The organism is Neoroseomonas eburnea, assembly GCF_018129005.1.
In the GTDB taxonomy this organism is placed as follows: domain Bacteria; phylum Pseudomonadota; class Alphaproteobacteria; order Acetobacterales; family Acetobacteraceae; genus Neoroseomonas; species Neoroseomonas eburnea.
This window is the reverse complement of the sequence record NZ_JAAEDL010000004.1, coordinates 30,889-48,054: the sequence shown is the minus strand read 5'-3', so window position 1 is coordinate 48,054 and position 17,166 is coordinate 30,889. Positions and strand designations below refer to the sequence as shown.

Here is a 17,166-nt window from a genome sequence, read left to right as displayed (position 1 = left end):
CAACGGAGACGCATTCATGGCCGATACGCTGCTCTTTCCCGGCACCGTCGAGTGGTCGGGCGAGAACCCCGGGATTTCGCTGAAGGAGGACCCGTCGGGGCCCTTCACGACGCTGGCTTCCTTCTTCCGCGTCGTGCTTTCCCCCCATGGGCGCGGGCATGCGCTGGTGCTGCTGCTCTCGCCGCAGGAGGCATCGCCGCCGGCGGACCGGCCGAACATCTGCCTGACGGACAACGAGACGCTCGCGCGCTGGCTGGTCGCCGACTACGTCTCCCATTTCGGCGCTTGGCGCGGGCAGCCTGGGCTGGCGGGCCTGCAGTACCGCAGGCTCGACAGCGTGAAGACCAGCGGCGACGCGATCTCGACCTACAGCGAGACGGTGCGCGGTACCGACATGACGGTGGCGCTGACCTGGTCGGGCCTCGGCAGGCCCTTCTGCTTCGCGCTGCCGCCGGAGAATTCCGCAACCGGGAAGCACCACATGCCGACGCTCTTCGTCGGCTGCGAGACGGCGAGCATCACGGTGAACGGCCGCATCCGGCCGGGCGCGCCGATCCCGCGCGACATCGCGGGGCAGCGCATCTCGACGGCGATGCTGGCCTTCTCGGAGACCTGGATCCGCGCATGATCCCACAGGTCCGCCGTAAGCGACCCGTGGAGTCTGATGCCGTCGAGACTTGCCGATGACGTCATGATCGGCGAGGCGAACGGTATCGCGCGCAGCTTTGGTGTAGCGGCTGCGCGCCGGACCAGGACTCTCATACCGGTGCAGCCGACAGGCTGACGGGTATGCGTGTGCGCCAGGCGCGGGCCGCGCCATCCAGCGACCTGGCCTTTGCACCGCGTTCCGACCGGCCGGGCGCGGCTGTTGGTCCGGGTGCGGTCGCGCTGCTCGCTCCCGGCCCGATGCGCCGCATCGGGCCGACTCGCGATCAGTCGGTGGCGGCGGCCTGTTCCAGCCGGTAGGGATGCGCCGGATAGCTCCCGAGGATGCGGAATTCGCGTGAGAAGAATTCCAGCTCCTCGAAGGCGCGCCGCAGCGGCGGGCTGTCCGGGTGGCCATCCACGTCGCAGAGGAACTGGGTGGCCGAGAAATGCCCGTTGAGCATGTAGGATTCGAGCTTCGTCATGTTCACGCCGTTGGTCGCGAAGCCGCCGAGCGCCTTGTAGAGCGCCGCGGGGATGTTGCGGACGCGGAAGACGAAGGTGGTGACGGTGTCGGGTGCGCTCACCGGCGGGTCGCGGCGTTCGCGCGCCATGACATAGAAGCGCGTGGTGTTGTGCGCCTCGTCCTCGACGTTCCGCTTCAGGATCTCGAGGCCGTAGATCTCGGCGGCGAGTTCCGATGCGATGGCCGCGTCCTCGACGCCGCCGCGCTCGGCGACCAGGTGGGCCGCACCGGCTGTGTCGGCCTCGATCACCGGCTGCAGGTCCATCTCCTTCAGCAGCCGCAGCACCTGGCCGAGGGCGACCGGATGGCTGTGCGCGCGCTTCAGCGTGGCGAGCGTCGCTCCCTTCGGCGCCAGCAGGCAATGCTCGACGCGCTGGAAGTGCTCGCCCACGACGAACAACCCGGACTGCGGCAGCAGCCGGTGGATGTCGGGTACCCGGCCGGCGAGCGAATTCTCGCAGGGCAGCATCGCGAGGTCGCAGCGCCCTTCCCGCAGGGCCACCATCGCCGCCTCGAAGGAAGGCGAGGGCAGCGTCGTCCAGCCGGGATAGGCGGCGCGGCAGGCGAGGTCCGAATAGGCGCCGGGCAGGCCCTGGAAGGCGATGGTCTTGGTCGGCATGGGGCTATCCGTTCAGGGCGCCAGCAGGCTGCGCGCGCGGTCGAGGTCGTGCGGCGTGTCCACGCCGAAGGGGCCGTGCTCGACGCGCGCGGCGGCGATCCGCATGCCGGCCTCGAGGGCGCGAAGCTGCTCGAGCTTCTCGCGCTGTTCGAGCGGGCTCGCCGGCAAGGCGACGAAGCGGTCCAGCGCCGCCCGGCGATAGGCATAGACGCCGATATGATGCCAGCGCGGCCCCTCCCCCCAGGGGATCGGCAGCCGAGAGAAATACAGCGCCGGCGCGACGCGCGATTCGCCCTCGAAGGCGCAGGCGCATTTGACGAAGGAGGCGGTGTTGGCCTCCTCCTCATTCGCGATCGGGCAGACCAGGGTGCCGATGTCCACGGCCGGGTCCGCGAGGGGCTCCAGCACGGCGCGCAGGGTCTCGGGGGCGATGGTCGGGAAGTCGCCCTGCAGGTTCACCACGACATCGTAACGGCCCTCGGGGTCGAGGCCCGCCATGGCGCGATGGACCCGGTCCGTGCCGGAAGGCACGTCCTCGGTCACCAGCACGGCCTCGGCGCCGGCGGCGCGGGCGGCGGCGGCGATCTCGGGCTCCCCCGCGGCGACGGCAACGGGGCCGATCCCAGCCTCCCGCGCGCGGTCGAGGACATGGGCGATCATCGGGCGGCCGTGGATATCGGCGAGAGGCTTGCCGGGCAGGCGGGTGGCCGCCATGCGGGCCGGAATGACGAGGATGGGGCGCAAGAAGGCGGCTCCGGCTGCTTGTCGGGCGGAAACTCGGGCACTATGGTCCGCGGCGTTTTAGGCAAGGCGGTCCTGGGGCGCAAACGCGCCCGGGTGAGCGGCACGAAGGGCTACGACGGGCATGCACAGTCTGGAAGGCAACAAGATCGTCGCGGCGGTGCTGACCGCGGGTGTCACCTTCGGCTTGGCGGGGGTGATCGGCGGGCTGCTGGTGCATCCGAGGATGCCGCATGAGCCCGCCATCGCCATGGGTGGCGAAGCCGTGCAGCAGGCCGCGGCCCCTGCGGCAGCCCCGGCGCTCGAACCGATCACGCCGCTGCTCGCCAATGCCAATGTGCAGAACGGGCAGGTCCTCGCGCAGCGCCAGTGCGCGTCCTGCCACACCTTCAACGAGGGCGGGGCGAACCGCGTCGGGCCGAACCTGTTCGGCATCGTCGGCACGAAGCACGCGCATGCGGACGGCTTCAACTATTCCGGCGCCATCCGCGGCATGGCGGAGAAGACCTGGACCTATGAGGAGCTGAACGCCTGGATCGCCAGCCCGCGCACTTATGCGCCGGGCAACCGCATGTCCTTCGCGGGCATGTCCAACGCACAGCAGCGGGCCGACCTGATCGCCTATCTGCGGTCGATCTCCCCGAACGCGCCGGCGCCCTGACCGGGGCAGCCCCTCGCCGGCTGCCCGGAGCAGCCGGCCTGACCCCGGCTTGGCGGAGGCCCGCAGCGTGACCCTGATCGGCGAAGACCTGATCCAGGCCGCGGAGGCCGCGGCCCACGCGGCCGGCACGGTGATCCGGCCGCTGTTCCGCTCCGCCCTGCTGGTCGAGGCGAAGGGCGATGCCAGCCCCGTCACCCGCGCCGACAAGGAGGCCGAGGAGGCGATCCGCGCCCTGATTGCCGCCCGCTTCCCCGGCCATGGCGTGATCGGGGAGGAGCACGGCGCCGACCGCCCGGACGCCGAATGGGTCTGGGTTGTGGACCCGATCGACGGAACCCGGGCCTTCGTGACCGGCCGGCCACTCTTCGGCAGCCTGATCGCCCTGCTGCACCGGGGCCGGCCGGTGCTCGGCATCATCGACCAGCCGGTCACCGGGGAGCGCTGGCTCGGCGTGGCCGGGCAGCCGACCCGCTTCCGCGCCCCGCTCGGCGGCACCGCTGCCTGCCGCCCCTGCGCCGCGGTGGAGGAGGCCGAGCTGTCCTGCACCAGTCCCGACATGTTCCTCCCGCCCGACCGGCCGGGATTCGAGCGCCTGCGCGCCGCCGCTCGCCGCGTGACCTGGGGCGGCGACTGCTATTCCTACGGCCTGCTGGCGATCGGTCTGGTGGACATCGTGGTGGACGCCACGATGAAAATCTGGGACTGGGCGGCGCTGGTGCCGGTGGTGGAAGGCGCAGGCGGGCGCGTTACCGGCTGGCGCGGCGAAGTCCTGACCGCCGAGGCCGATGGCCGGGTCCTGGCGGTGGGCGACCCGGCCCTGCTGCCAGAGGCTGTGGCCCTGCTTACCGATCGGTAGCCTCACGGACGTTGCCGCACGGGGGGCGAACCCCCATCCTGCGAAGCATGCTGCGACGTAATCTCCTGGCGCTCGGCGCCCTGGCCGCCCTTCCCGCCCTGCCGCGCGGCGCCCGCGCCTTGGTGCCCGCAGGCGGCGACAAGCCCGGGGAGGTGGTGCGCACCCACGCCCTGTCCCTGCTGGCCGAACCCAGCCTGCCGCGCGACTTCCCCCATTGGCCCTGGGCCAATCCGGCAGCGCCGAAGGGTGGGGAGGTGGTGCTGTCCCGCCTCGGTTCCTTCGACAGCTTCAACCCCTTCATCCTGCGCGGCACCTCGGACCCCGGCATCGGGCTGATCTACGACACGCTGATGGCGGGCAATCCGGACGAGGCGACCGCCGAATACGGCCTGCTCGCCGAGACGGTGGAGCTGCCGGCCGACCGCAAGGGCGTTTCCTTCGAGCTGCGCGAAGCTGCGCGCTGGCACGACGGCAAGCCCGTGACGGCCGAGGACGTGGTCTTCACCTTCAACGCGCTGCGCACCCAGGGACGGCCTTTCTACCGCGCCTACTGGGCCGATGTGGCGGAGGTGGTGGCCGAATCGCCGCGCCGGGTCACCTTCCGCTTCCGCGATGCCGGCAACCGCGAACTGGCGCAGATTCTCGGCGACATGCCGGTGCTGCCAAAGCACTGGTGGGAAGGGCGGGATTTCGCGCGGCCGTCGCTGGACACGCCGCTGGGCTCGGGGCCCTATCGCCTGGAGCGCTTCGAGCCAAACCGCAGCACGGTGTACCGCCGCGTCGAGGACTACTGGGCGCGCGACCTCGGCGTGCGGCGCGGCCTGAACAATTTCGACACCATCCGCTACGAGTACTTCCGCGACACCACCGTCGCCTTCGAGGCCTTCAAGGCCGGCCAGACCGATTTCCGGCAGGAGAACGTCGCCCGCGACTGGGCGACCGGCTACGACTTCCCCGCCGCGCGCCGCAACCTCGTGAAGCGGGAGGAGATCCCACACCAGATCCCGACCGGCATGCAGTGCTTCGCCGTGAACCTGCGCCGCCCGCTGTTCCAGAATGCCCGGGTGCGCCGGGCGCTGATCGAGATCTTCGACTTCGAATGGATGAACGCGAACCTGTTCTACGGCGCCTATACGCGGACCTCCTCCTTCTTCTCCAATTCCGATTTCGCCGCGCGCGGCCTGCCGGAGGGGCGCGAACGCACGATCCTGGAGGGCTTCCGCGGCCGCGTCCCGGATGCCGTCTTCACCGAGGAATACAAGCTTCCGGTCACCGACGGCTCCGGCAACAACCGCGCCGGGCTGCGCCGCGCGCTGGCGCTGCTGCGGGAGGCAGGTTGGACCGTGCGCGACCGCCGCCTGGTGAACGCCCAGGGGCAGCCCTTCGAGTTCGAGATCCTGCTGCAGGGCGCCACCTTCGAACGCGTGGCGCTGCCCTACGTGCAGTGGCTGGAACGGCTCGGCATCGCGGCGCGCGTGCGCACCGTCGATCCTGCCCAGTACCAGGTCCGCATCGATGCCTTCGACTACGACATGACGGTGGACGGCCAGGGCCAGGGCTTCTCCCCGGGGAACGAGCAGCGGGACTACTGGACCTGCGCCAAGGCACGGGAGAACGGCAGCCAGAACGTCGCGGGCATCTGCGACCCGGCGATCGACGAGTTGGTGGAGCTGGTGATCGCCGCTCCGGACTATGACGAGCTGGTCGCGCGCACGCGCGCCCTCGACCGCGTGCTGCAGCATCACGACTTCGTCATTCCGCACTGGCACAGCCGCACCTTCCGCATCGCCTTCTGGGACAAGTTCGGCCGGCCGGACCGCAACCCGCGCTACGGGCTCGCCTTCCCCACCGCCTGGTGGCTGGACCCCGCGCGGGACCGCGCTCTCACCGAAGCGCGGCGCGCGTAGCCGCGGCATGGGTGCCTACCTCCTCCGCCGGCTGTTGCTGGTGGTGCCGACGCTGCTCGGCATCATCATCGTCAACTTCACCGTCGTGCAGTTCGCCCCGGGCGGCCCTGTGGAGCAGATGCTCGCCGAGCTGCGCGGAGAGGGACAGACCCTCGGCCGCATCACCGGCGAAGGCGGCGGCGAGGTGCGCACGCGCAATGCCGCCGAGGCCCGCGGCAGTGCCGGCGGTGCCGGACAGGGACCGGTCGGCAGCTATCGCGGCGCGCAGGGGCTCGATCCGGCCATCGTCGCCGAGATCGAGCGCACCTTCGGCTTCGACAAGCCGGCCATCGTCCGCTTCTTCGAGATGATGGTGAGCTATCTGCGCTTCGACTTCGGGCGGTCCCTGTTCCGCGACCGCCCGGTGGTGGACCTCATCCTCGAGAAGATGCCCGTCTCGGTTTCGCTCGGCCTGTGGTCGACGCTGATCATCTACCTGGTGTCGATCCCCCTCGGCATCCGCAAGGCGGTGCGGGACGGGTCGCGCTTCGATATCGCAACCTCCGGCGTGGTGCTGGTGGGCTACGCCATCCCGGGCTTCCTCTTCGCCATCTTGCTGGTGGTGTTCTTCGCCGGCGGGTCCTTCCTGCAGTGGTTCCCGCTCCGTGGGCTGGCGAGCCCCGGCGCGGCCGACCTGCCTTTCTTCGAGCGCGCGCTGGATTATGCCTGGCACATGGCGCTGCCGACGCTGACCCTGGTGATCGGCGGCTTCGCCGGGCTGACCATGCTGACCAAGAACGCCTTCCTGGACGAGATCGGCAAGCAGTACACGGTCACCGCGCGCGCCAAGGGCAACACCGAGCAGCGCATCCTTTACGGGCATGTCTTCCGCAACGCGATGCTGCTGATCATCGCCGGGTTTCCGGCGGCCTTCATCGGCATCCTGTTCACCGGCGCGCTGCTGACGGAGATCGTGTTCTCCCTCGACGGTCTCGGCCTGCTCGGGTTCGAAAGCGCGATCCGGCGCGACTATCCGGTGATGTTCGCCACGCTCTACATCTTCACGCTGCTCGGCCTGGTCATGCAAATCGTGGGTGACTTCACCTACACGCTGGTGGACCCGCGGATCGACTTCGAGGCGCGGCGATGATGCGGGGGATCGCCAGGGCCGCTGTGGCGCCGCACGGGGGCGCCACCCCCGTGCACCACCCGACGGCGGCCGAAGGGCCTCCGGACTCCAGGGAAATGGCCGGCGGGGTGGAGAGGCTCAAGCGCGCGACCTGGATGAGGGGCGCATCACGCCTCTCCACCGCGCCGGGCATTTCGCGGATTCCAGGGGCCCTTAGGCCCTTGGCGGGTGGGTACGGGAGGGCCGAGCCCTCCCGCGGACGCGCCGCGCCATGACGCTCTCCCCCATCACTCGCCGCCGCCTGGCGAATTTTCGTGCGAACCGGCGCGGCTATTGGTCGCTGGTGATCTTCGGCTTCCTGTTCTTCGTCACCCTGTTCGCGGAGTTCATCGCCAATGACCGCCCACTCGTCGCCAAGGTGGACGGCCGCTGGTTCGTCCCGGTGCTGACCGACTACGCCGAAGCCGACGTGATCGAGGACGGCCTGCCGACCCTGGTGGACTGGCACGACCGCGGCTTCCGCGAGGAATTCGAGGCCAAGGGCGGCTGGATGGTCTGGCCACTGGTACCGTATTCCTACCGCACCGTGGTGCGCGACCTCGGCCAGCCGGCGCCCTCTCCGCCTTCGGCACGCAACTGGCTCGGCACCGACGACCAAGCGCGGGACGTGCTGGCGCGGGTGATCTATGGGTTCCGCATCTCCGTGCTGTTCGGCTTCTCGCTGACGATCGTGAGTTCGGTGGTGGGCATCGCGGCCGGCGCGGTGCAGGGCTTCTACGGCGGGCTGACGGACCTGCTGTTCCAGCGCTTCATTGAGATCTGGTCGGGCATGCCGCAGCTCTACCTGCTGATTATCCTGGCGAGCGTCATCGAGCCGACCTTCTGGGTGCTGCTGGTCTTCCTGCTGCTGTTCTCCTGGATGGGGCTGACCGGCGTGGTGCGGGCGGAATTCCTGCGAGGGCGCAACTTCGACTACGTGCGCGCGGCCAAGGCGCTCGGCGTGTCGGACGTGGTGGTGATGTTCCGTCACATCCTGCCGAACGCGATGGTGGCGACGCTGACCTTCCTGCCCTTCATCCTCAGCGGGTCGGTGACGGTGCTGGCCAGCCTCGACTTCCTCGGCTTCGGCCTGCCGCCGGGCTCGCCCTCGCTGGGGGAGCTGGTGAACCAGGGCAAGAACAACCTGACGGCGCCGTGGCTGGCGATGACCGGCTTCGTGGTGTTGGGCGGGATGCTGACACTGCTGATCTTCGTGGGCGAAGGCGTGCGCGACGCCTTCGACCCGCGAAAACTGCCGGGGGGATCGCGATGAGCGCGTCCGATGGTCGGCGCGCCGAAGGGCGCGAAGAGCTGAATCGGCCGCGCCCGACGAATGGGCCGCTGCTGGAGGTCGAGAAACTCGCCGTCGCCTTCCGCGGCAAGCGGGTGGTCGAGGACGTCTCCTTCACCGTCGAACGCGGGGAGACCGTCGCGCTGGTCGGCGAATCCGGGTCCGGCAAGTCAGTCACCGCGCTGTCCTGCCTGCGGCTGCTGCCGGGCGCGGGCGGCAATCCGGCGGGGCGCATCCTGCTGGACGGGACCGAGGTGCTGACCGCGCCGGACGCCGACCTGCGCCGGTTGCGCGGCGGCGTGGCGGGGATGGTGTTCCAGGAGCCGATGACCTCGCTCAACCCGCTGCACACGGTGGAGCGCCAGGTTTCCGAGGCGATCACCCTGCACCAGCCGCTCGCCGGCGCGGCGTTGCGTGCCCGCGTCGTCGAATTGCTGCGCCGCGCCGGCTTTCCGAAGGCGGAGGATCGGCTCGGCGCCTATCCGCACCAGCTCTCCGGTGGTCAGCGGCAGCGCGTGATGATCGCCGCCGCGCTGGCGAACGATCCGAAGCTGCTGATCGCGGACGAGCCCACCACCGCGCTCGACGTCACGATCCAGGCACAGATCCTCGAACTGCTGGAACGGCTGAAGCGCGAGCTCGGCATGGCGCTGCTGCTCATCACCCACGACCTGAACATCGTGAGGAAGCACGCCGACCGCGTCGTGGTGATGAAGGATGGGCACGCGGTGGAGCAGGGCCGTGTCGCCGATGTCTTCGCCGCGCCGTCGCACGACTACACCCGCATGCTGCTGACGACCGAACCCCGTGGCCAGCCGGCGCCGGTGGCCGACGACGCGCCGGAGGTCATGCATGGCGAGGCGATCAGGGTCCGCTTCCCCATCCGACGCGGCCTGATGCGCCGCGTGGTCGCCGAGGTGAAGGCGGTGGACGGCGTCTCCGTCGCCGTGCGGGAAGGCGAGACGGTCGGGCTGGTCGGTGAATCCGGCTCGGGCAAGACGACGCTTGGCTTGGCACTGCTGCGGCTGGAGGATAGCGACGGCGCCATCCGCTTCGAAGGGACCGCGATCGAGAGGTTGGAACGCAGCGCGCTGCGGCCGCTGCGCCGGCGCATGCAGATCGTCTTCCAGGATCCCTTCGGTGCACTTTCCCCGCGCATGAGCGTGGGCGAGATCGTCGGCGAGGGCCTCGCCGTCCATGAGCCCGGCCTGAGCCGCGCGCAGCGCGCGGAAGCGGTCGCAGCGGCGCTGGAGGAGGTCGGGCTGCAGCCGACCATGACCGAGCGCTACCCGCATGAATTCTCCGGCGGACAGCGCCAGCGCATCGCCATCGCCCGCGCCCTGGTGCTGAAGCCCCGCTTCCTGGTGCTGGATGAGCCGACCTCCGCGCTCGATGTCAGCGTGCAGGCGCAGGTGGTGGAACTGCTGCGTGCGCTGCAGGCGAAGCATCGGCTCGCCTACCTCTTCATCTCCCACGACCTGCGCGTGGTGCGCGCGATGGCACACCGGATCATCGTGCTGAAGGATGGCCAGGTGGTCGAGGAAGGCGAGGCCGGACAGGTTGTCGCCGCCCCGCGGGAAGCCTACACCCGCGCCTTGATGGCCGCGGCATTCGACCTGCGGGCCGCGGAGGCGCCGGGATTGCGGACGTGAACGAGTTGGAACGCCTAAAGGCGCTGCTGGATGCCGGGCAGGTGAAGCTCGGCGTCCACATCCGCAAGATGAATTCGCCGGGCTCGCCGGTCTATCGCTCCTGGGAGAATATCTGGCCGGCGGGGCTGATCCTCGCCGCCTCCTTCATCGCGCTGAGGTGGGGCGGGGCGCCGCTGGACGCGCTCGGCATCGGGCAGGCCGGGGCCTGGGCGGGGACCATCGTGCTTGCACTCGGCTGCTGGTGGTGGATCGCGAAGGTGATGCCGAAGGTGAAGGACGGCGTGTTCGAGCGCAGCGCCGCCTTCGCCCTGCAATCACCCGGCCACTTCGATGCGCTGTGGTCGAAGGGCGTGTTGAGTCTCTATGCGAAGCTGCCGGACGGCTCGGAGCGCGCGGCGACGCACAAGGACGACTGGCGCGGCTTCGTCGCCGGCATCGATGAATTGCTGAAGGAACCCCGCTGATGGCGGTGCTGCTCTCCACCAAGGCCCACACCATGCAGGACTGGAAGGCGGCGCTGCTGGCCGTCGATCCGTCGCTGGAGATCCGCCTGTTCCCCGATACCGGGGAGCCGGCGGAGATCGAGGCCGCTGTGGTCTGGACGGCGCATGACATGATGGAGCTGCGCCGCTACCCCAACCTGCGGCTGATCGTCTCCATGGGTGCGGGCGTAGATCACCTGTTCCGCCCGCCCGGGCCGCCGCCGGGCGTGCCGGTGGCGCGGCTGGTGGACACGCGGCTGACCCAGGGCATGACGGAATGGGTGCTGCTCAACGTGCTGCGCTTCCACCGGCAGGACCCGGACTACCGCGCGCTGCAGGCAGCGAAGATCTGGGAAGAGCTGCCCGCGCCCGAAACCTCTGCCCGGCGGATCGGCATCCTCGGCCTCGGAGAACTCGGCAGCGACGCGGCACGGGTGCTGCACGGCCTTGGCTTCCCGGTGATGGGCTGGTCGCGCCGCCCGAAGGCGCTGGAGGGCATCGAGACTTTCAACGGTGCCGATGGCCTTGCCGCCATGGCGGCGAAGGCCGACATGCTGGTCTGCCTGCTGCCGCTGACGCCGGAGACGCGCGGCGTGCTAGACGCGAAGCTGCTCGGCGCGATGAAGCCTGGCGGCTATCTGATCAACGCCGCCCGAGGCGGTCACATGGTGGCGGCCGATGTGCTGGCGGCGCTCGATTCGGGCCAACTGGCCGGTGCCGCGCTCGATGTCTTCGAGCCCGAACCCCTGCCGTCCGACAGCCCCTTCTGGGTGCATCCCAAGGTGATCCTGACGCCGCATGCGGCGAGCATCACCATCCCGTCCAGCGCCGCGCCGCAGGTCGTGGAGAATATCCACAACGCCCGCGCCGGCCGCCCGCTGGTCAACCTAGTGGACTTCTCCGCGGGCTATTGAGGCCCGGCGGCGACGAGGACGATTCGCATCGCCCTCGCGCGAACGGAAATCAGACCACGCGAAGCGCTGGTTCGGGGTTGACCGGCGCCGACAGCAGCCGCGCGTCGGTCGTCGCCTTGGTGGCTTCCGTCATCACGCTGCGCAGGTCGCGCAGGAAGGTCGTGCCCTTCGTGGTGCGCTGCACCAGCACGCTGCGGCGGTCCGCCGGGTCGACCTTGCGGCGCGCCAGATCGAGTTCGCCGAGGCGATCGAGCGCACGCGTAATCGCCGGCTTCGACACGTTGAGGTCGGCGGCAAGGCCGCGAACCGTGTGCGGTCCTTCGCCGAGATAGACCGTCAGCAGAACCGCGAGCTGGCGCGCGGACAGGTCGGGCCCGTCGCTGCGCACCAGCGCGACGATGGTTTCCCGAAGGATACCGATCTGCTGGTCGGGGTTGGTGTTAGTGGTCATCCTATTCGTCTTCCTTCGTAGGACTCTTCGGCGGCGCGACCGCCATTTCGATGCCGGACATGCTCACAATAGTCGCGCGCGCGTCATCCGCCCGCAGCTTCGGGGGAAACTCGACAAATCTTTACAATGATTGCATACAAGGACCGAGCGCACTGGGCTTCCCCGCCTTCCGGCCGTCCGGGCCGCGTCGAATCATTCCATGCGTAGAGATCGAGATGGGCCCAGGGGATCCCGGCCGGCACGAAGCGGCGCAGGAACAGCGCCGCAATGACCGCGCCGGCCATCGGCTTCTGGGCGACGTTGGAAAGATCGGCGAAGGGGCTGTCCAGCCAGGACTCGTAGCCGGCGTGCAGCGGAAGCCGCCACATCGGATCGTGCACGGCCGCCCCGGCCGCGAGGAATTGCGCGGCGAGCGCATCGTCATTGCAGAACAGTGCCGGGAGATCCGGACCGAGCGCAGTGCGCGCCGCGCCGGTCAGGGTAGCGCAGTCGAAGATGACCGCAGGCGACTGCTCCGCGGCGTAGGCAAGCAGGTCGCACAGCACGAGCCGGCCTTCGGCGTCGGTGTTGCCGACCTCGACCCTCAGGCCCTTTCGCGTGCGCAGCACGTCCATCGGCCGCATCGCCGTGCCGGAGATGGCGTTCTCCACCGCGCCGACGAGCACCAGCAGCCGCACCGGCAGGGCGCTGCGCATCACCATTTCGGCAGCGGCGAGGACCACGGCGGCGCCACCCATGTCCTTCTTCATGCGAAGCATGCCGGCAGGCGGCTTGAGGTGGAGGCCACCACTGTCGAAGCAAACGCCCTTGCCGCAGAGCACGATAAGCGGACCGTCATCCGCCCCGCTCCAGTGCAGCATCGCAACCTGCGGGGCGCGCGGGCTGCCGCCACCTACCGCCGCCACCGCCGGGAATTCCCGTGCGAGGTCCTCGCCCTCGACGATTGTGCAGGTCCCGCCGTGGCGGGCGGCGAGCGTGGCCACGGCGCCGGCGAGTTCCGCCGGCCCCAGATCGGCTGCCGGTGCGTTGATCAGGTCGCGGGCGGCGCAGATCGCCTCGGCCATCATCACCGCCTCGGCCGCGCCCTCCGGGATCTCAAGCATGGCTGGCGCGAGGCCGGCAGCCTTGTGCCGCCCCGGCCTGTAGGCGCCGAGCGCCCAGCCCAGCGTCGCGCTGACGGCATCCTGCGGCCCCGGCGCCAGGCGCCAGGCGGTGCCCGACGGCAGGCCGCGGGCAAGACCGCCGAAGGCCCAGGGACTCCCGTCCGGCGCCAAGCCCACGACCGCACCGGCCAGCCCCTCCGGGCCCGGCAACAGCGCGTACTCTCCCGCCTTCGCTCCAAAGCCCGTGGCGCGCAGGAATCCGGCGGAGGAGGCGGGCAGGCCGTCAAGAAAGGCCGCGTAGCCGTCCGCCCGCACGGCATACAGCGGCAAAGCTCCTGCAGCCTTCGCCGTCAGCCCATCCAGCATCGCATCCTCCGCGACACGCCGCGCGGAGCGGGCGTCGAATCACGAAATCGTTAAAATTCATTCAACTCCAGGACACCAAAGGTTTCCAATCGCTCCCTCGCGCAGGAAGGATATGCACGGGATCGCAACGCATCCAGCCGGCCAGAGCCGCGGGCGGCGGATGATTGCATCGTGCCTGGCCTGTGAAGGCGGTGACAGGGTTCTCGACCGCTCATCACCCCGGGGCGCGACGTCGCCCGGCTGCGGTCCTACATCCGCCGAGTGGGCGAGGAAGGCTATCGCGCTGGTGACGTGACCGCGCCGGCGCCGGACTACGCCCCGTGCAACGCCTGCACAACGCGGTCCAGACCCGCCCTCCAGGGCGGCAGCGTGACACCGAAGGTCGCGGCAAGCTTCGCCGTGTCCAGCCTTCCATCGGCCGGACGCACCGCCTTGGTCGGGTATTCCGCCGTGGTGATGGCATGCACCCTGGGCCGCGGCCCGTTGAACGGGGCGGCGGCCTCGAAGATCGCCTCGGCGAAGGCGTGCCAGGTCGTGGTGCCGGAGGCGACGGCGTGGAAGACCCCGCGATAGGCCTCCCGCCAGCCGGTCTCGCGCATCCGTGCCAGCACGCCGGCGATGGCGTCCGCGAGATCCGGAGCCGCCGTCGGGCTGCCGCGCTGATCCGCCACCACGCGCAGTTCGGGCCGCTCCGCGCCGACGCGCAGCATCGTGCGTACGAAGTTGTTGCCCATGGGCGCGAAGACCCAGGCGGTCCGCAGCACCGTGGTGCACGGGTTGCCGGCGAGCGCCGCCCATTCCCCCGCGAGCTTCGTCCGCCCATAGGCGCCGAGCGGATTCGGCGCGTCCTCCTCGGAATAGGGCGTACCCTTGAGGCCGTCGAAGACGTAGTCGGTGGAGATCTGGATCAGCGGGATGCCGAGCGTGGCGCAATGCCGCGCGATCAGGGCAGGCCCCAGCGCATTGGCGCGGAAGGCGGCGGCCTCGTTGTCTTCCGCCGCATCCACCGCGGTCCAGGCAGCGCAGTTCACTACCGCATCGGGCCGGGCCACGGCGAAGGCGACGGCGACCGTCTCGGGCCGATCGAACTCGAACTCCGGCTGGCCGACGAGGATGGCCTCGAAGCCCTGGGCCGGCAGGGCAGCCTCAAGGCCGGTGGCGAGCTGCCCGCCACGACCGGTGACGAGGACGCGCCGCATCACCAGGTCCCCTGCGGGAAGGGCGGCGGAATGTCCGCAAGCCGCGGCGCATTGCGGTCCTTGTCGGAGAGTATCGCTGTGGCTGCATCGACCGGCCAGGTGATGCCGAGCGCCGGATCGTCCCAGGCGATGCCCGCATCGGTCGCACGGTCAAAATAGGCGTCGGTCTTGTAGAGCACCTCGGTATCGGGCTCGAGCGTACAATAGCCGTGGGCGAAGCCGCGCGGCACCCAGAGCTGCCGCCAGTTCGCCGCGCTGAGCTCGACCGCCACGTGCTGCCCATAGGTCGGCGAGCCCTGCCGGACATCGACCGCCACATCGAGGATGGCGCCGCGCGCGACGCGCACGAGCTTGCCCTGAGCCGTGGGCGGCCGCTGGAAGTGCAGCCCGCGGAGCACGCCCTTCTGAGCGGAGAAGGCATGGTTGTCCTGCACGAAGTCGACGTCGAAGCCCTGCGCGGCGAGCGCGCGGCGCGACCAGACCTCGCTGAAGAAGCCGCGCGCGTCGCCGTGACGGACGGGCTCGATCAACAGGACCTCGGGGATGGCGCAGCGTTCGACCTTCACTGGTGCTTGCCCTCCGCGAGTTCGATGAGGTAGCCGCCATAAGCCGTCTTGCCGAGCGCCTTGCCCTGCTTCAGCAGCGCATTGGCATCGATGAAGCCCATGCGGAAGGCGATCTCCTCGGGGCAGCCGACCTGCAGCCCCTGGCGTTCCTGCACCGTCTGCACGAAGAGCGCCGCCTGCAGCAGAGACCCCGGCGTGCCGGCATCGAGCCAGGCGCAGCCGCGGCCGAGTTGCTCCGCCCTCAGTTCGCCGAGTTCGAGGTAGACCTTGTTGAGGTCGGTGATCTCGAGCTCCCCGCGCGCCGAGGGCGCCAGGTCGCGCGCGAGCTGCGTGACCCGCCTGTCGTAGAAGTAGAGGCCGATCACCGCCCAGTCCGACCTGGGCTTCGCCGGCTTCTCCTCGAGCGTGAGGACGCGGCCTTCGGCATCGAACTCCGCCACGCCGTAGCGTTCGGGATCCGCCACGCGATAGCCGAACACCGTCGCCTCGCCGGCCTCGGCGCGGCGCGCGGCGGCACGGAGCTGCTCGACCAGGCCATGGCCGTAGATGATGTTGTCACCGAGCGCGAGGGCGCAGGCCTCTCCGCCGATCCAGTCGGCGCCGATGTGAAAGGCCTGGGCAATGCCTTCGGGCTTGGGCTGCTCGGCATAGGTGATGGTCACGCCGAACTGGCTGCCGTCGCCCAGCAGGCGCTTGAACTGCGGCAGGTCGGCCGGCGTCGAGATCAGCAGGATGTCGCGGATGCCCGCCAGCATCAGCGTGCCGAGCGGGTAGTAGACCATCGGCTTGTCATAGACCGGGAGCAGTTGCTTCGACGCCGCCAGCGTCATCGGATGCAGCCGCGTGCCGGAACCGCCGGCGAGCAGTATGCCCTTCATGCCTTCACCCCACCCAGGCGCTGGCCCGCGTAGCGCTTGTCCCGGATCGGGCGCCACCAGGCTTCGTTGTCGAGATACCAGGCTATGGTCTGCGCGAGACCGGATTCGAAATCGTGCTTCGCGCGCCAGCCAAGTGCCGCTTCGGCCCCGGACGGGTCCATGGCGTAGCGGAAATCATGGCCCGGCCGGTCCTTCACGTAGGTGATCAGCCGTTCCCGCGGCCCCGACGGATCGGGGCGCAGCCGGTCGAGCGTCGCGCAGATGGCGCGGACGACCTCGAGGTTGGTGCGTTCCTGCCGCGGGCCGAGGCAGTAGGTCGCGCCGGGTTCGCCCCGGAACAGCGCGAGGCAGAGCGCCTCCGCATGGTCCTCGACATGGATCCAGTCGCGGATGTTGGAACCGTCGCCATAGACCGGCAGCGTCCGGCCTTCGAGGGCGTTCAGCGTCACCAGCGGGATCAGCTTCTCCGGGAACTGCCACGGCCCGTAGTTGTTCGTCGTGTTGGAGACGAAGGTCGGCATCCCGTAGGTGTGCTGCCAGGCGCGCACCAAGTGGTCGGACGCCGCCTTCGAGGCCGAGTACGGGCTGCGCGGATCGTAGCGGGTGTTCTCGTCGAAGGGCGGCTCGTCGCGGCTCTCGAGCGAGCCGAAGACCTCGTCCGTCGAGACGTGGTGGAAGCGGAAGCCGGCCTTCGCCTCGCCTTCGAGCGAGGTCCAGTATTCCCGCGCCGCCTCCAGCAGCACCTGGGTGCCGACGACGTTGGTACGGATGAACTCCGCCGGTCCGTCGATCGAGCGATCGACGTGGCTCTCGGCCGCGAGGTGCATGATGCGGGAGGGACGATGCGTCGCGAAGACGTCGCGCATCGCCGCCACGTCGCAGATATCCGCGCGGACATGGACATGGCGCGGGCTGCGCAGCCAGTCGCCGAGGCTCTCGGGGCTGGCCGCATAGGTCATGCGATCGACGTTCACCACCACCTCTTCGGTGGTGGAGAGCAGCCGGCGCACCACCGCCGAGCCGATGAAGCCCAGGCCGCCAGTGATCAGAAGGGTCATGCCGAGGTTGTCCGCGGTTTCGGGAGGAAGAGAGGCGAGGGTCTAGGGCAGAATAGCGGCAGCATCTAGACATGCGACCCATCGACGCTGCGGTGCACAAAATA

At 69.8% G+C, this 17,166-nt stretch carries 17 protein-coding genes; 9 read left to right on the top strand and 8 right to left on the bottom strand.

The window, feature by feature from the left end; genetic code table 11:
• Positions 1–16: 16 nt before the first annotated feature.
• Entirely contained in the window at positions 17–628 is a 612-nt protein-coding gene (locus tag GXW74_RS05475) for a hypothetical protein (protein WP_211845399.1), read from the top strand.
• A gap of 304 nt (positions 629–932) precedes the next feature.
• Here GXW74_RS05475 and GXW74_RS05470 read toward each other — a convergent pair whose 3' ends face one another.
• Together GXW74_RS05470 and GXW74_RS05465 are read right to left on the bottom strand one after the other, a co-directional pair.
• A complete protein-coding gene (locus GXW74_RS05470; protein WP_211845397.1) occupies positions 933–1,790 on the bottom strand; it encodes a prephenate dehydratase in 858 nt (285 codons plus the stop codon).
• A gap of 12 nt (positions 1,791–1,802) precedes the next feature.
• The gene (locus tag GXW74_RS05465) at positions 1,803–2,534 is read right to left on the bottom strand and encodes a 3-deoxy-manno-octulosonate cytidylyltransferase (RefSeq protein ID WP_211845396.1); all 732 of its coding nucleotides are present in this window, start codon (positions 2,532–2,534) and stop codon (positions 1,803–1,805) included.
• 121 nt (positions 2,535–2,655) lie between these two features.
• On the opposite strand from GXW74_RS05465, the gene GXW74_RS05460 reads away from it, so the two are divergent.
• The 8 genes from GXW74_RS05460 (at position 2,656) to GXW74_RS05425 (ending at position 11,441) form a co-directional block, all read left to right on the top strand.
• Complete coding sequence (locus tag GXW74_RS05460; protein ID WP_211845394.1) at positions 2,656–3,192, top strand: c-type cytochrome; 537 nt, start codon at positions 2,656–2,658, stop codon at positions 3,190–3,192.
• Between the two features lie 67 nt (positions 3,193–3,259).
• Positions 3,260–4,048 carry a histidinol-phosphatase gene (hisN, locus tag GXW74_RS05455; protein ID WP_211845392.1) on the top strand — a complete coding sequence of 263 codons (789 nt, stop codon included), beginning with the start codon at positions 3,260–3,262 and terminating at the stop codon, positions 4,046–4,048.
• A gap of 47 nt (positions 4,049–4,095) precedes the next feature.
• Complete coding sequence (locus GXW74_RS05450; RefSeq protein WP_211845384.1) at positions 4,096–5,955, top strand: extracellular solute-binding protein; 1,860 nt, start codon at positions 4,096–4,098, stop codon at positions 5,953–5,955.
• Between the two features lie 7 nt (positions 5,956–5,962).
• The gene (locus tag GXW74_RS05445; RefSeq protein ID WP_211845382.1) at positions 5,963–7,084 is read left to right on the top strand and encodes a microcin C ABC transporter permease YejB; all 1,122 of its coding nucleotides are present in this window, start codon (positions 5,963–5,965) and stop codon (positions 7,082–7,084) included.
• Positions 7,085–7,334: 250 nt separating this feature from the next.
• Positions 7,335–8,375, top strand: a complete 1,041-nt coding sequence (locus GXW74_RS05440; protein WP_211845380.1) for an ABC transporter permease — start codon at positions 7,335–7,337, stop codon at positions 8,373–8,375.
• On the top strand, positions 8,372–10,045 hold the full coding sequence (locus GXW74_RS05435) for an ABC transporter ATP-binding protein (protein WP_211845378.1): 1,674 nt from the start codon (positions 8,372–8,374) through the stop codon (positions 10,043–10,045). Before GXW74_RS05440 ends, GXW74_RS05435 begins: the two co-directional genes overlap by 4 nt.
• Positions 10,042–10,509, top strand: coding sequence for a hypothetical protein (locus GXW74_RS05430; protein ID WP_211845376.1), 468 nt, complete (start codon positions 10,042–10,044; stop codon positions 10,507–10,509). Before GXW74_RS05435 ends, GXW74_RS05430 begins: the two co-directional genes overlap by 4 nt.
• The gene (locus GXW74_RS05425; protein ID WP_211845374.1) at positions 10,509–11,441 is read left to right on the top strand and encodes a 2-hydroxyacid dehydrogenase; all 933 of its coding nucleotides are present in this window, start codon (positions 10,509–10,511) and stop codon (positions 11,439–11,441) included. Before GXW74_RS05430 ends, GXW74_RS05425 begins: the two co-directional genes overlap by 1 nt.
• A gap of 49 nt (positions 11,442–11,490) precedes the next feature.
• On the opposite strand, the gene GXW74_RS05420 is transcribed toward GXW74_RS05425, so the two are convergent.
• The 6 genes from GXW74_RS05420 to rfbB form a co-directional block, all read right to left on the bottom strand.
• Positions 11,491–11,892 carry a MarR family transcriptional regulator gene (locus GXW74_RS05420; RefSeq protein ID WP_211845372.1) on the bottom strand — a complete coding sequence of 134 codons (402 nt, stop codon included), beginning with the start codon at positions 11,890–11,892 and terminating at the stop codon, positions 11,491–11,493.
• 83 nt (positions 11,893–11,975) lie between these two features.
• Entirely contained in the window at positions 11,976–13,361 is a 1,386-nt protein-coding gene (locus GXW74_RS05415; protein ID WP_211845370.1) for a leucyl aminopeptidase family protein, read from the bottom strand.
• 311 nt (positions 13,362–13,672) lie between these two features.
• Positions 13,673–14,560, bottom strand: coding sequence for a dTDP-4-dehydrorhamnose reductase (rfbD, locus tag GXW74_RS05410; protein WP_338148145.1), 888 nt, complete (start codon positions 14,558–14,560; stop codon positions 13,673–13,675).
• Complete coding sequence (rfbC, locus tag GXW74_RS05405; RefSeq protein ID WP_211845368.1) at positions 14,560–15,126, bottom strand: dTDP-4-dehydrorhamnose 3,5-epimerase; 567 nt, start codon at positions 15,124–15,126, stop codon at positions 14,560–14,562. The genes rfbD and rfbC overlap by 1 nt, the downstream gene beginning before the upstream one ends.
• Complete coding sequence (gene rfbA, locus GXW74_RS05400) at positions 15,123–16,004, bottom strand: glucose-1-phosphate thymidylyltransferase RfbA (RefSeq protein WP_211845367.1); 882 nt, start codon at positions 16,002–16,004, stop codon at positions 15,123–15,125. Before rfbA ends, rfbC begins: the two co-directional genes overlap by 4 nt.
• Positions 16,001–17,062, bottom strand: a complete 1,062-nt coding sequence (gene rfbB / locus GXW74_RS05395) for a dTDP-glucose 4,6-dehydratase (RefSeq protein WP_211845366.1) — start codon at positions 17,060–17,062, stop codon at positions 16,001–16,003. The genes rfbA and rfbB overlap by 4 nt, the downstream gene beginning before the upstream one ends.
• Between the last annotated feature and the right edge of the window lie 104 nt (positions 17,063–17,166).

Excerpts from the sequence above, each read along its gene's own strand:
- GXW74_RS05475 (WP_211845399.1), top strand. The coding sequence starts at position 17 with ATGGCCGATACGCTGCTCTTTCCCGGCACCGTCGAGTGGTCGGGCGAG.
- GXW74_RS05470 (WP_211845397.1), bottom strand. The coding sequence starts at position 1,790 with ATGCCGACCAAGACCATCGCCTTCCAGGGCCTGCCCGGCGCCTATTCG.
- GXW74_RS05460 (WP_211845394.1), top strand. The coding sequence starts at position 2,656 with ATGCACAGTCTGGAAGGCAACAAGATCGTCGCGGCGGTGCTGACCGCG.
- GXW74_RS05450 (WP_211845384.1), top strand. The coding sequence starts at position 4,096 with ATGCTGCGACGTAATCTCCTGGCGCTCGGCGCCCTGGCCGCCCTTCCC.
- GXW74_RS05445 (WP_211845382.1), top strand. The coding sequence starts at position 5,963 with ATGGGTGCCTACCTCCTCCGCCGGCTGTTGCTGGTGGTGCCGACGCTG.
- GXW74_RS05440 (WP_211845380.1), top strand. The coding sequence starts at position 7,335 with ATGACGCTCTCCCCCATCACTCGCCGCCGCCTGGCGAATTTTCGTGCG.
- GXW74_RS05435 (WP_211845378.1), top strand. The coding sequence starts at position 8,372 with ATGAGCGCGTCCGATGGTCGGCGCGCCGAAGGGCGCGAAGAGCTGAAT.
- GXW74_RS05425 (WP_211845374.1), top strand. The coding sequence starts at position 10,509 with ATGGCGGTGCTGCTCTCCACCAAGGCCCACACCATGCAGGACTGGAAG.
- GXW74_RS05420 (WP_211845372.1), bottom strand. The coding sequence starts at position 11,892 with ATGACCACTAACACCAACCCCGACCAGCAGATCGGTATCCTTCGGGAA.
- GXW74_RS05415 (WP_211845370.1), bottom strand. The coding sequence starts at position 13,361 with ATGCTGGATGGGCTGACGGCGAAGGCTGCAGGAGCTTTGCCGCTGTAT.
- rfbD (WP_338148145.1), bottom strand. The coding sequence starts at position 14,560 with ATGCGGCGCGTCCTCGTCACCGGTCGTGGCGGGCAGCTCGCCACCGGC.
- rfbA (WP_211845367.1), bottom strand. The coding sequence starts at position 16,004 with ATGAAGGGCATACTGCTCGCCGGCGGTTCCGGCACGCGGCTGCATCCG.
- rfbB (WP_211845366.1), bottom strand. The coding sequence starts at position 17,062 with ATGACCCTTCTGATCACTGGCGGCCTGGGCTTCATCGGCTCGGCGGTG.